Raw genomic sequence first — 13,366 nt, 5'->3', positions numbered from 1 at the left:
CGCCCCCGCACACCTCCCCGGATGCGCCGCGACCCGGTCAGCAGGTCGTCTCCAGCTGTCGCCCCAACCCGAGCACGGCACGGAGTTCCCTCGGGGTCACGGACAGGTTCTTCAGCTTCTCCGTCGCGGCCGAGGTGACGGCGAACCGCAACACCGATGCCGGTACGGCGTCGTCGCCGCTGCGCGCGGCGATCTCCCGGAGCGAGCGCAGGCTGTCTTCCAGCCGCGCCGTGAGCGCCTGCCGGTGGTCCTGCCGCCGGGCGGTCATCCGGCGCACGTCGAGCATCGTCGAGTACGCGAGCGCCTCGTCCCACCCCTGATCCCGGACGCCGGGCGGGCTGGTGGCCGTGTCGTAGCACGACTCAAGATGGCACAGGACGGTGGCGGCGACCCCCACCGAGTGGTTCTTGATCGCGGCGAGGTTGAACGAGAACGCGCCCAGCCGCCCGTTCCGGACGATCTCGTCGCCCTCGCGGGGGTGGCCCACCACGGTGATCAGGCGCGACGGGCTGCCCGCCGCGCCGATCAGGCGCCCGTGGTCGTCCACCTCGACGCCCCGGCCCGTGCGCCGGTGGGGGCAGGCCAGTCCCTTCCGCAGGAGGTTCCTCCAGAGTTCGGTGCCGACGCGCTCGTAGTCCGACTCCCGGCCGAAGTTCGAGATCACGAGATCCGCCTCGATGCCGGTCGTTCGCCCGGACACGGTCACGACCAGCGTGCCCGCCTCGGTGCCGCGAATCCCCTCGACCCTGCCCGCGGTCACGACGACCGGTCCGCCTGCTTCCACCGCGCTGTTGACCAGGTCGGCGGTGTAGGGCATGACACCGACCCGCAACATCGCGAGCAGGCTGCCGTAGCGGTCGAGCAGCGCGCGGAGATCCGTCGTCGGCACCCGCGCCAGGAGGTCGGGCAGGTAAGGTTCCCACGCCTTGAACACCCGCTCGGTCACCACCGCGGGCGACACCTCGGGATGCTCACGCGCCACGGCCACACACGCCTGTTCCCACTCCTCGGTGAAGCGCCGCACGAACTGGTCGCGCCCACCGTAGGAGCCGTCGTCGAAGAACCGGGGCGTCGGCAGGTCGAGGACGTGGTGCCGGTGGTCCGGCGGGTACGTCCGCAGTGTCAGCCCGGAGCGCGAGATCATGTGGATCGTGCCCGTGTGGCCACGCCGCAGGAGCAGCGTCGCGGCGTCGTACGCGCTGAGCAACGTGCCGACGATGGCCACGATGTCGTCCTGCCGGGCGCTGAGGATGCGCTCGAGCCCGGCTGCGGAGTAGGGCTCCGGTACGAACGCGGGGTGGCCCACCACATCTGCGGCGAAGAACGGGGACTTCCGCTCGAGCCCGGTCGCGAGAACGACGTGATCGGCGGGGAGCGGGACCCGCCCCGATCTGGTTTCACCACCCGCCAGGGTGAGATCCTCGACGATGACGTCGACGTGGGCTTCACGCACCTCGATGTCGACGACCTCGCCGTCCCCCTCGACCAGGACGACGCCTGCCAGCGCCTCCTGGGTGGCGTGCGCGAGGCGGTCGGCGAGGTACTCGGGATATATCCGCCGGGGCGCGGGCCCGGACTCCACGAACGTGAAGTCCTTCCATTCCCGCGGCCACCCGGTGCGGTCGGCTTCGTGGTTGGCCCAGTCGATGAAGTCGTCGACGTCCTCGCGGAAGATCGACATCCGGCCCGCCTGGATGTTGAAGACGTGGTGCCAGTGGTTGCTCTCCGGGTGGTGCGCGATCCCGGCGTTGCGGAAGTCCGGTCGCCGCTCGATCACCATGATCTCAACGGGTTCCCTGGCGAACTGGAGGAGGCGGATGGCCGTGGCCGTACCGGCCAGGCCTGCGCCGACGATGACGACTCTGCGACGTTGCTCGGGTTTCACGACGTGTCTCCCGCCTTCACAGCGCGACCGGAACCGGCCGAGTGGCATGGCGGAATTGGTCGAATCCACCCGCTCGGCAAGGAACGTGATTGCTGGAGGCGAATTGTACCGTGAACTCACACCCGCCCGGGCCGCGTAACCCGACCGTGCTGAAGAGCCGACATCGCAAGATCATGGCAGATAACTAGTGCATGCCTACGCCGAGTACCCCCTTCCAGAGTGCTCGAACGAGCATGATCACGGAACCGCACCCGACGACCGGCACGATGTTCGACGTGGAGAACGTTGAGGCCCAAGCCCTGGACTGGCCTGGACGGGCACCTGGTGAGCCGCGCCAGGACGAGGTCGGGGTGTCCGGCGCCCGCGCGGCGGTCGGTGCCCGACAGGAGAAGCCGACTTCACGGGCTCCAGCGCCACACCAGTGGCGGCCTGCCGCCCTTGGGTTGCGCGGCGGCGTGCTGCGTGGTGCGTTCCAGGCCGGGAACCCGTTCCATCGTGCGGCTGAGGTTGGCCGGATAGGGACGGTCGCCGGTGAGGGACTCGGTCACGTCCAGTGCCTGTGAGGTGGTGAACTCGCCGCCCAGCAGTCCCGCGGTGAACACCGTGTCCCGCCACAGCCGGTCGGCGAGCATCGGGCGGCAGTCGCGGACGATGCGGTCGTGGTCGAAGGCCAACGGCGGCACATCGTCCAGCGGAGCCCACGTCGCGCGGTCGCCGTCCATCCGGCTCACGTCGAAGGTGCACCACAGCGCGATCGACAACGTCGGGCCGCGCGGATCTCGGGACGGCTCGTCGAACGTCGTCAGCTGACCCGTCGCCGAGATGGCCGCCGAGGGCACCCCGAGCTTGCCGATCACCGCGCGCCTGGCCGCGTCGCGCAGCCGCTCGCCCTTGCCCAGCAGCACACCGGGCAGGGCCATCGCGCCCGCGAACGGTTCGAACGCGCGGGGAGCGACCCCGAGCAGGACCGCTCTGGAGTGCGGGTCGAAGCTCAACGCCAGCACGTCCACCGACACAAGGGTTGACTCGATCACGGGCCGATTCTCCCGCATTCTCACCGGTGGGCCTGCGCCCGCACCGCGTAGTCGGCGCGGTCCGGCCCCGCGCCCGCCACCACCACCGGAACGCCCAAGTGCTCCTGGAGCCACGCCACCGGGTCCGGCATGTCGACCAACTCCGGCGTGCGGTCGGCGAGGAACCCGGTGAGCCCGGATTCCGGGAGCGGCGCGTCGTACGAGGTGGCCACGGAGAGCCCGTCGGCGTCCAGGTGCGTCACCGCCAGGGCGTCCACGCCACCGCACGCCGCCACCGCGTAGCGCAGCAGCACGGCGTCGAGGTGCCCCGCGCGCCACGCTCCCTGGTACTCGCCCGCGCCGTTGTGCCGCTCCGGGAACCGGGCCAGCACGCCCCGGTCCTCGGTCGGGAACGGCCCCGCGCCATGGCGGGTCTGGTACGTCCTCGTCACGCCGATCACCGCGGCCTCGCGGCCACCGAGCAGGCCGAGGGCGTTGTCCGGGGTCACCGTCGACCAGGTGGTGTGCGGGTGGAATCCGCGCCACTGGTCGAGCAGCACGCCCTGGGCGCCCTCGAACACCAGCCTGCCCCGATCGGCGAGCTTGCCGACCTCGTCGCCGCTCGTGACGCGGACCGCGCCCGCGAAGTCCCGGTACAGGGCCACCAGGTCGTCCACCGCCATGCCCGCCCCGATGAGCGGCTCGTAGAAGCGGGCCAGCGCATCGAGCTTCCCGCGCAGCACCGACGGTCGCGCGCAGTCGCCCACCACCGGGGGCGCACCCGGAACACCGAGCACCTGCTGGCTCTCCACCGTGTCACCCGGATTCGCACCGCGAGCCGCGAGCAGCGAGTACCACACGGTCTCGCCGATCCCCTTGCCGCACGAGCCGTGCCGGGCGCGGCCGCGGGCGTCCTCCCGCGCCCGGTTCGCGGCCACGTGAATCGGCGTGGTGAGCAGTGCGCCAGCGTCGATCGACAGCAGTCGCAGCGGGTCGGCGACGCCCAGCGCCGCCAGTTCCTCCGACTCGCGGGCCAGGGCGATCGGCTCGACCAGGATGTGCCGGGAGAGGTGGGTCGGCACGCCCGAGAGCGTGCCGGACCCGAACTGGCTGAACGTGTGGTGGCGGTCCCCGACGACCACGTTGTGCGCGGCTTGCGCGCCACCGTTGAACCGCACCACCGACACCACCGGGCTTTCGTGGCACAGCGCGTCGACCACCGCCCCCTTGCCCTCGTCGCCGAACCCGAGCCCGACGACGATGATGTGCCCGGCCATCAGCTCAACGTCACGTCGTCGGGGCCGTCGAGCAGCGGGGGAGTGGGCGATGCGGCCACCGCCCTGCCGCCCGTGTGGACGAGTGCCTTGCCGACCGACACGCTCTCCGCCGCGGACCCGATCTCGGTCAAGTCCACCATCGCCTGATCCAGGTCGACCACCCGCTCCTCCATGCCGATGGTCGCGGCGATCAGCTCGCACACCGCGCCCGGATCGTCCAGCTTGAGGAAGTTCTGGCCGAGCAGGCCGCGCCAGTGGTCGGCGATCTCCGGGTCGTTGTAGTACGAAGACTGCTTGGGCAGCACGAAGTACACGTGCCACTTGCGTTCGAGTTCCCGGTACACCGATGCCGGGTCGATGTCTTGCCGCACGTCGTCCCCGATGATCCGGCGGATGTGCTTCGCCTCCAACCGCGGCTTGTTCAGCTCGTCGCCGATCAGGAACAGGTAGCCCTTGCGCCCACGCTTCTGCCACGCGTCGGTCACCACGTGCCTGGCCACGAAGTAGGCTGCGAGCTCGTACGACTCGCTCTTCTGCCCGCCGCCGTTGCCCTCTAGAAAAATGGTGCGCAGCTGCTCGTCCATCCGGTTGTCCGACTCGAACTGCCCGACCTGCAGCGGCACCCGGTCACTGTCGGCGTCGCCGATGCCACCGAACATCAGCTGCGGATCGGCCAGGTAGCCCTTGCGCTGCAGCAGGCCGTGCAGCCTGCCCAGCTTGCCTTGCATGATCTTCGGCACCGTGCCCATCGAGCCGGTGACATCGAACAGCACCGCGATCGGCGTGGAGTCGGCGTGGTCGGCCGAGTCGCGGCACTCGCGCGCCACCACGCTTTTCGGGTCGAGCGCGGGGTCGGCCTTCCACTCGCTCCTGTGCCGCGAACGCAGCGTGGAGGTGTAGCCGAAGTCATCGACTCCCTTGGCGGCGCGGAAGGTCCGGGCCGCCGCATAGGCGTTGTCGTCCCATTTGCCGTGTCCCACGTCAGGCTCCTGTCCTGGGTAGCGCGAACGGACGGAAGGTCCGTTCGCCATAGAGTTCTTCGAGCATTTCGTCGTACTCGGTGAGCAGGTCGACGGAGTCGGGCCGTCGACCGGGGTCGTCCTGCGTGCACCACCGCGCGAATGTCCGCTGCCGGTGTTCGCTGTCCGCCAACAGGTCCAGCATCATCGTGTGTGCCATGTGGACGTCCGTGGCGGCGGTGACCGGGCGCCCGTCGCGAACCTCCGGCGGGTAGGGGATGGTCTTGTCTGTCGCCAGCAGCCGCTCGCCCGCCGTGACGCCGAACGTCCAGCCCGCGAGCACGATCCCGTGCCGCTCGGGGTGCACCAGCACGTTCTCCGCGACGATCGCGCCGTGCACCAGGCCGATCCGGTGCGCGCCCGCGACCGCCCGCAGCAGCCTGCGGTGCATCCACGCGTAATCGCGTCCGTCCAGCCCGCCGGGGAACGCGCGGCGCACGTCCGCCAACGTCACGAACCCGTCCAGCAACGCTTCCAGCACGGTGAAGGCGCGCTCGCCACGACCGACGTCGCCGGACTCGTCGACCAGTCGCGGGTAGTAGGGCCGCAGCCACGGGTGCTCGTCGGTGAGCCTGCCGAGTCGGCGTAACGCGTCCCACTCGGCGTGCAGCAGCGGGTTGAGCACCGGGACGCGGACGACCTTGACCACGTGCGGCCCGTCGGTCCGATACACGTTGGCGACACTGCCCACCGCGTGCCTACCGGTGATCGGATAGGCGGAGCGCGCGGTACGCATGACGACCTGGTCCGAGTGCAGCCACATGCGATGGAACTGGGTCACCTTCGCCGACGCCGCGTGCGCCCTCGTGTCGTCCGCACCCACCCGGTCCGGGTGCAACACCAGCGCCAAGGCCCGGATCAGCCGCTGCGCCTCCTTCTTTCCAGCCGCGCCGAACGGTCCGAACAAGTCCGCGGGCGAACGGGCCCCCTCGACCCGTTCGAGCGCTTCCTCCCTGGTGAACATAGTTTGAGTCTAGACGACTCAAACTCCGGATGGGGAGAAGCCCGCGTGGCCTGCGCCACATTTCGAGGCCTTCGGTCAAGGACGCAGGCCCGCGGGCGGATCGTCGCCCACCAACCCGTCAACGGACCGGGGATGTCGGTGAAGAAGACTGTTCGCTGGCTGGTTACTGCGGCGACCCGGGTCGCCGCAGGCTGCGGCGGGCGCTGCTGGATCTGCGGGCTCACCGCCGTCGCCGGGGAGAAGCTGCCCGGTCGCCGCGGCAAGACCCGGCTGCTGTGCGCCCATTACGACCGCCTCGTCCTGACCCGGAACGCTTAAAGCTGTCCCAAGCCGCAAGGGCCCCTTCGTGCACGATGGCGCACACCTGGACTGAGTCCCGCGTTCACGGATACTGTCCACCCAGGTGTCCCGCGATCCGGGGAATCGCTCACCGTCGGTTCGTCATATTCGTCCCGGTAGGGCATGAGGCCGACGTGATGTCGGGTTGATGCCTGGCTGATGCCGCCGTTCCGCATGATTCCGCCTGTATGTCCATGGGGGACCGCGGGGAGGAATCACAGTGCGTCTGCGGCGTGTGGTGGTGGCCGGTACGGTCACCGCCCTACTGGGTTCGATGCTGACGCTGCTCGCGGGCAGCGGTCAGCTGGCGGGGCCGAAGCCCGCGCCGGTCGCCGAGGCGGCGGACGCGCCCGCGGCGATGCTGGCCGCCCGGCTGCAGGGGACGCGGGTGGAGGTCGTCGACGAGCGGACCCCGACCCGGGCGGTGTACGCCAACCCCGGCGGCACGCTCACCGCCGAGCTGACCCCGGTGCCGGTGCGGGTCCACAAGAACGGCAAATGGGTCGGCGTCGACACCAGCCTCAGCCGTCGGGCCGACGGCGTGGTCGCGCCGGAGGCCGCCGTTGGCGACCTGACGCTGTCCCCGGGCGGCGACACCGCTCTCGCGACGATGCGCCGCGACGGCAAGGCGCTCGCGCTGTCCTGGCCCGCCACGCTGCCCGTGCCCGAGCTGTCCGGCTCGCGAGCGACCTACCCGGGTGTGTTCCCGGGCGTGGACCTGGTGATGATCGCCGAACGGGACGGCTTCCGCCAGCACCTCGTGGTGCGCGACGCCGAGGCCGCGCGCAATCGCGCGCTCAAGGCGATCCGGCTGCCGGTGGACGCTGACGGCCTCACCCTGACCGCAGGCAAGGACGGCGCGCTGCGCGCCGTGGACAGCGCCGGGACCGACGTGTTCAGCGCGCCGCCGTCGACCATGTGGGACGCCGCCGGGCGCACCGCGCCGATCGGGGTGTCCGTGGTCGACGGCGCGCTGGTGCTGACACCGGATGCGAAGTTCCTCGCCGACCCGTCGGTGACGTACCCGGTGACCATCGACCCGACGCTGACCACGTTCCAGAAGTGGGGCTGGGCCAACGTCCTGTCCGGCCACCCGAACTCGCCGTACTGGTGGACCAGCGGCGACGGCAACGCACAGGTCGGGCAGTGCCCGAGGGACCTGCCGGGCGGCGGTTGGTGCCAGGGGATCGGCGAGGGGCGGGCCTACTTTCAGTACGACACCGCTTTCCTGACAGGCAAGACGATGATCGAGGCGACGTTCACCACGGTCGCCATCTCCAGCCCGGACTGTTCCGACAAGGAGCAGGTCGTCTACCGCGCCAACAGCGGAATCTCGAGCGGGACGACCTGGAACAACCAGCCGGGCGGCGGCTGGAACCTCACGAGGTGGGTGCCCGGTGTGTACGGCGGACCCTGCGGGACGGGCTGGAAGGAGGTGGGGTTCGGCATCCCGCTCGACCTGATCGACACCCGGTCGCACACCCCGCTGTTCCTCGCGGCCAAGAACTCGACCGACCAGTACGCGTGGCGCAAGTACGACCCGGCGCAGACGGTCCTGAAGGTCAAGTGGAACCGCACGCCGTACGTGCCGGGCGGAATCGTCACCGACCCGACGCTGCCCCCGCCGTGCAAGTTCTGCGGTGGCCTGCCCTACGTCAGCCAGGACACCATGACGCTCGGCGCGCAGCTGTCCGACCCGGACGGTGACATGCTGTACCCGCAGTGGCGGGTATCGGCCAACGGCACCGAGATCGCGTCGTGGGACGGTTCCGCGCAGACCTCCGGCGCGGCGCACACCGCCCAGATCTACCTGGGCGACAAGCACAACCAGCGGATCGGCTGGTGGGTCCATGCCTCGGACGGTGTGACCTCAGGCCCTCAGGCCAACGGCGCCCAGTTCGTCGTCGACCGCGTCGCCGTGGACAAACCGCCGACCGTCGGGTCCGATCTGTACACAGAGGACAATCGCTGGCACGGCGGCACCGACGTGCCTGGCACGTTCGCCTTCGGCAGCAACGGCGTCGGCGACATCAACCACTACACGTACAACTGGCATGGCGGGCCGATCACCAAGGTCGACGCCGACGCCCTCGGCAGCGGCACGAGCGTGAAGCTGACCCCGCCGGGTGACGGCCCGCAGACGCTCTACGTGCACAGCTACGACCGAGCGGGCAACGCGAGCCCGCAGCGCGTGTACCGGTTCTACGTCCGCGCGGGCAACGGCCCCTTGGCGCAGTGGTCGTTCGACGGCAACGCCCAGGACACCGCGTTCCTCGGCGACCGGCACGGCACGCTGAACAACGGCGCGACCATCCAGGCCGCGGGCACGGTCGGCTCGACGGTCAAGCTCGACGGTGTCGACGACGACGTCACCGCGCCGAACGCGATCCGGACCACGGCCGGGTTCACCGCGTCCGCGTGGGTGAACCTCCAGCGCGAGAACGGCGCCCGCGCGGTCGTGAGCCAGGATGGCCTGAAGTTCCCCGGTTTCGCGCTGTGGTACCGGGCCGAGGACGACGGCAGCAACGCCCGATGGGTGTTCGGGAAGCCGACCTCCACGGAGAACGACCAGGGCGCGCGGTACGCGACCTCGGCGGTCGGCCTGCCACAGCTCAACACGTGGACGCACCTGACGGGCGTGTACGACCCGGACGCCAACGAGATCCGGCTCTTCGTGGACGGCAAGCTCGCCGCGACCACGACGGCCCCGCCTGCCAAGGACAACGCGGGCGGTCCGGTCCGGATCGGACGGACCATCTGGAACGGCGCGAGCGTCGACCAGTGGCCGGGTGCGATCGACGAGGTGCAGATCTTCGACCGCCCGTTGTCGGCCTCCGAGATCATGGGCCTGGTCAGCGCGGGCAACGTCCAGGTCGCGCACTGGAAGTTCGATGACGACAAGGGCATGACGGCCCGCAACGCCGTCGAAGGCGGCACGGACGCGGTGCTGGAGGGTGGTGCGACGTTCGTCTCCGACGGCGCGGTCGGCCGCGGGCTGCGTCTCGACGGCGCCACCGGCGCCGCGTCGACGCCCGGCCCGATGGTCCGCAGCGACCGGAGCTTCTCGGTCGCCGCGCAGGTCCGCCTCGACGCGAACGTCGACGAGAACGGTACCTTCACGGTGCTCAGCCAGGATGGCGAGAAGATCTGCGCGTTCTGCCTGCAGTACCAGAACAAGCGCTGGGTCTTCGTGCTGCCGCGTGTCGACGGCGACGCGGGGGGCTACGACGGGGTCAGCACGAGTTTCCAGCCGGTGCGCGGCCAGTGGTACCACCTGGCCGGGACCTACGACGCGGCCGACGGCAAGATCCGGCTCTACGTCGACGGTGAGCCGATCGGCGAGACCACCCGGGTCACGCCGTGGCAGGCGGCGAACGCCTTCCGGATCGGCCAGTCGCTGGTTCCCGGCGGGACGCGCCAGCGGCTGCCCGGCACGGTCGACGACGTCCGCGTGTACAGCAGGGCGATCTCGCCGGACGAGGTCCGCGTGCTGGTCACCGGCGCAGGCGTCACCGCGGCGACCTGGAAGTTCGACGGCGACGCCGCCGAGGTGCACGGCAGGTTCCCCGGCACGGTCGCGGCAGGTGCCGACTGGGCGGCTGGGCAGACGCGCCAGCCCGATCCGAACGACCTCGCCTTGCGGCTCAACGGTTCCAGCCACGTCTCGACGGCCGCACCTGTGGTGCGCACCGACCGCAGCTTCTCGGTGACAGCGTGGGCGCGGCTGGACAAGGCAGGCGGCCCGGCGGCGGTGGTGTCGCAGAGTGGGCAGCACGTGGCCGGGTTCGTCCTGCGCGAGCGCGCCGACGGACGGTGGGCGTTCCTGGCGATGAACAGCGACCAGCCGGGCATCGGTGACGAGGCGGCCGGGCCGGTCGCGCAGCCGGGCGTGTGGACGCACCTGGCCGGGGTGTACAGCAAGGACCGCCAGCGGATCGAGTTGTACGTCAACGGCGTGCTCGCCGCCTCGGCCGCGCACACCGGCGGCTTCAACGCCACCGGCGGTGTCCAGTTCGGACGGTCGTTGTGGGCGGACAACCCGGATGCCGAGCGGTTCACCGGCGCCATCGACGACGTCTCGCTCTACAGCCGCGCGCTGCTCGCGGGCGAGATCCGGACGATGGCCGGGCGCGACGTCAGCCTCGCCCACGACTGGACGTTCGACGAGGGCCAGGGCACGCGCGGTGGCGACGCCGTCGGGGCGAAGCCCGCGACGCTCAGCGCGGGCGCGACGTTCGCTCCCGGGCGCGTCGGCAACGCGCTCGACCTGCCCGGCGGCGGCGCCCACGCCGCGACGTCCGGGGTGGACGTGCGCACCGACACCAGCTTCACGGTGTCCGCGTGGGTGAACCTCAAGGACAACCCCTGCGACATCGAGACGACGCCGAGGTGCTTCATGAGCGCGGTGTCGCTCGACGGCGGCAACGACAACAGCAAGTTCCGGCTCGGGCACGTCGTCGACGACAGCGGCCACGACGGCAACTGGACCTTCGAGGCGCCGGAGCAGGACGGCTCGGTGACCAAGGCGTCGCTGGAGGTCAGGCTGGGCGAGCTGAACCGCTGGGTGCACCTGGTGGGCGTGTACGACGCGCCGACCAAGACGATCTGGCTGTACGTCGACGGCGTCCGCAAGGAGTTCGGCACGCTGCTGCGGCCGTGGCACGGCACCGGCGGGCTGCAGTTCGGCCGGGCGAAGACGGCGGGTGAGTGGGGCGGCCACTGGCACGGCGGGATCGACGACGTCCGGCTCCACAGCGGCGCGCTGACCGCCGACCGGGTGTCCGCGCTGCACCGGTCCTACCCGGCGGCGAAGCCCGCGCAGCTCCCCGTGGCCGATGCCGGGCGCTGGAAGTTCGACGAGAACACCGGCACCGCGGCGGCCGACAGCAGCGGGCGCGGCCACACCGCGACGCTGAGCGCGGGCGCGACCTGGCACGCGGGCCGCGACGCCACCACCGGCTGGTTCGACGGCACGAGCGGCGCCGCGGAGACGTCCGGCCCGGTCGTCGACACCTCGATGGGCTTCTCGGTCTCGGCGTGGGTCTACAACCGCGACAACACCCGCTACACCACGGTGTTCGGCCAGGACGGGGACCAGCAGAGCGCGTTCTACGTCCAGTACGACCCGACCGCGAAGAAGTGGGCGGCCGTGGTCCCGATGGGCGGCGAGCTGAAGTACGTGCTGTCCACCGAAGCCGGGTACGTCGACGGCTGGGTGCACCTGGCGCTCGTCTACGACAAGCCGCTGGGCCAGCTGAAGCTGTACGTCAACGGCGGGCTCTCCGGGGCGATGTCCGGAATCACCGTGCCCGCCGCGAACGGGAAGTTCGCCATCGGCCGGTGCCGCTGGAACGGCGGCAGCGCGTGCTTCTTCAAGGGCGGCGTCGACGAGGTCCGCGCGTACGGCAAGGCGCTGTCCGACGCCGAGGTCCGCAAGGTGCACGACGACGTCCGGCCCGCGGCTCGCGGAACCTGGCGCTTCGACGACGGCACGCTGAAGGACACCTCGTGGGTCGCCAACCCGACCACGCTGACCGGCACCGCGACCTACCCGGCCGGGCGGTCCGGCAAGTCGCTGCAGCTCGACGGCGTGTCCGCGGCCACCACCGGGAACGTCGGAGTGCTCATGCGTGACAGCTTCACCGTTGCCGCGTGGGCGAAGCCGCACCGCGGCGACAAGGTGGCGACGGTGCTCGGCCAGGACGGCGTGCGGCACAGCGGGCTGGTGCTGCAGTACCGCCCGGAGGTCGGCCGGTGGATCTTCGGCGCGGCGACCTCGGACGACGCCGACGCCGACAACCGCCCGCTGGTGTACGCGAACTCCCTGACGGCGCCGACGCTCAACACCTGGACGCACCTGACCGGCGTCTACGACTACCCGGCGCGGCAGCTCCGGCTGTACGTCAACGGGGAGCTCGTCGGCACGAAGGACAACGTGCTGCTGTGGACGGCGTGGGGCGGTTTCACGATCGGCCGGGCCAAGGAGAAGGGCGTGCCCGCCGGGTTCTTCACCGGCGCGATCGACGAGGTGATGACCGACGAGGGTGTCGTGCCCGACGAGGAAATCCGCGCCCGCGCCGGGTGGGCGACGCCCGCTGGGGGGCAGTTCGGCCGGTTCGTCGCCCCCGGCGACCATCGGACCGTCGCGGCCACCACCGGGATCGGCGACCGGTTCACCCCGATTCCGGCCGGGTACCGGTTCGAGACCCCGCTGGGCATGCTCCTGCCCGCGGGGACGGCCGGGACGCACCCGATGTTCAGCTGCCTGCGCAACGACGTCGACGCGTTCACCTCGATCGACCCGGGTTGCGAGGGTGCGACGAAGCTGGGCGAGCTGGGCGCGAGCTACATTGACCAGCCCGCCGGGGTGACGACGAGGCCGGTGTACCGGTGCGCGATCAACGGCCAGCTGTTCGATTCGAACTCCGCGACGTGCGAGGGCCAGACGGTGGACGGCCTGCTCGGGTACCTCCCGGCGTACGCGCCGCTGGTCCGGTACCTGCTGCCGCGGACGGGCGAGCACTCGGCGGACGCGGCAGCGCCTCCTCAGGGCTACCGGTTCGATGCCACGCTCGGCCTGGTGGCGCGTACGAACGAGGCCGGGACACAGGCGCTTCAGTCCTGTGTGGATGGATTCGAACGGTTCGTGTCGACCGACGCGGCGTGTGCGGGCAAGACCGTCGAGACCACGGTCGGCTACATCTGGACCGAGCCGCCCGCCGGACGGCCGAACGTCCCGCTGTTCCAGTGTGCGACGAACACCCGCGCTGAACTGTTCGTGTCGAGGGATTCCGCCTGCGAGGGCCAGACCGTCCGCGGCTCGCTGGGCTACGTGCTCACCAGCTGACAACCATGGGGAGAGTTGTGCG

7 protein-coding genes are annotated in these 13,366 nt (G+C 70.8%); 2 read left to right on the top strand and 5 right to left on the bottom strand.

Going from position 1 to position 13,366, the window contains the following annotated elements:
- Window positions 1–37 precede the first annotated feature (37 nt).
- The 5 genes from ACTG9Q_RS13420 to ACTG9Q_RS13400 form a co-directional block, all read right to left on the bottom strand.
- Complete coding sequence (locus ACTG9Q_RS13420) at window positions 38–1,885, bottom strand: FAD/NAD(P)-binding protein (protein WP_455573058.1); 1,848 nt, start codon at window positions 1,883–1,885, stop codon at window positions 38–40.
- Between the two features lie 398 nt (window positions 1,886–2,283).
- Window positions 2,284–2,919 carry an NUDIX domain-containing protein gene (locus ACTG9Q_RS13415; protein ID WP_455573057.1) on the bottom strand — a complete coding sequence of 212 codons (636 nt, stop codon included), beginning with the start codon at window positions 2,917–2,919 and terminating at the stop codon, window positions 2,284–2,286.
- A 20-nt stretch (window positions 2,920–2,939) separates the two neighbouring features.
- The gene (locus ACTG9Q_RS13410; protein ID WP_455573056.1) at window positions 2,940–4,175 is read right to left on the bottom strand and encodes an adenylosuccinate synthetase; all 1,236 of its coding nucleotides are present in this window, start codon (window positions 4,173–4,175) and stop codon (window positions 2,940–2,942) included.
- Window positions 4,175–5,155: a hypothetical protein gene (locus ACTG9Q_RS13405; RefSeq protein WP_455573055.1), complete on the bottom strand. Its 981-nt coding sequence runs from the start codon at window positions 5,153–5,155 to the stop codon at window positions 4,175–4,177. Before ACTG9Q_RS13405 ends, ACTG9Q_RS13410 begins: the two co-directional genes overlap by 1 nt.
- A gap of 1 nt (window position 5,156) precedes the next feature.
- Window positions 5,157–6,158, bottom strand: coding sequence for an adenylate cyclase (locus ACTG9Q_RS13400; protein WP_455573054.1), 1,002 nt, complete (start codon window positions 6,156–6,158; stop codon window positions 5,157–5,159).
- A gap of 138 nt (window positions 6,159–6,296) precedes the next feature.
- Between ACTG9Q_RS13400 and ACTG9Q_RS13395 the strand changes: the two genes are divergently transcribed.
- Window positions 6,297–6,476, top strand: a complete 180-nt coding sequence (locus ACTG9Q_RS13395; RefSeq protein WP_455573053.1) for a hypothetical protein — start codon at window positions 6,297–6,299, stop codon at window positions 6,474–6,476.
- Window positions 6,477–6,771: 295 nt separating this feature from the next.
- Window positions 6,772–13,344 (top strand): LamG domain-containing protein, encoded by a 6,573-nt coding sequence (locus ACTG9Q_RS13390; RefSeq protein ID WP_455573052.1) that lies wholly within the window; start codon window positions 6,772–6,774, stop codon window positions 13,342–13,344.
- Window positions 13,345–13,366 lie beyond the last annotated feature (22 nt).

This window comes from Actinokineospora lacus, assembly GCF_053813445.1.
Note: the sequence above shows the minus strand (reverse complement) of the source record. Positions and strands in the feature narration are given on the sequence as shown.

Bases quoted from the DNA above. Each gene is read 5' to 3' on its own strand.
- ACTG9Q_RS13410 (WP_455573056.1), bottom strand. From the start codon at position 4,175: ATGGCCGGGCACATCATCGTCGTCGGGCTCGGGTTCGGCGACGAGGGC.
- ACTG9Q_RS13400 (WP_455573054.1), bottom strand. From the start codon at position 6,158: ATGTTCACCAGGGAGGAAGCGCTCGAACGGGTCGAGGGGGCCCGTTCG.
- ACTG9Q_RS13390 (WP_455573052.1), top strand. From the start codon at position 6,772: ATGCTGACGCTGCTCGCGGGCAGCGGTCAGCTGGCGGGGCCGAAGCCC.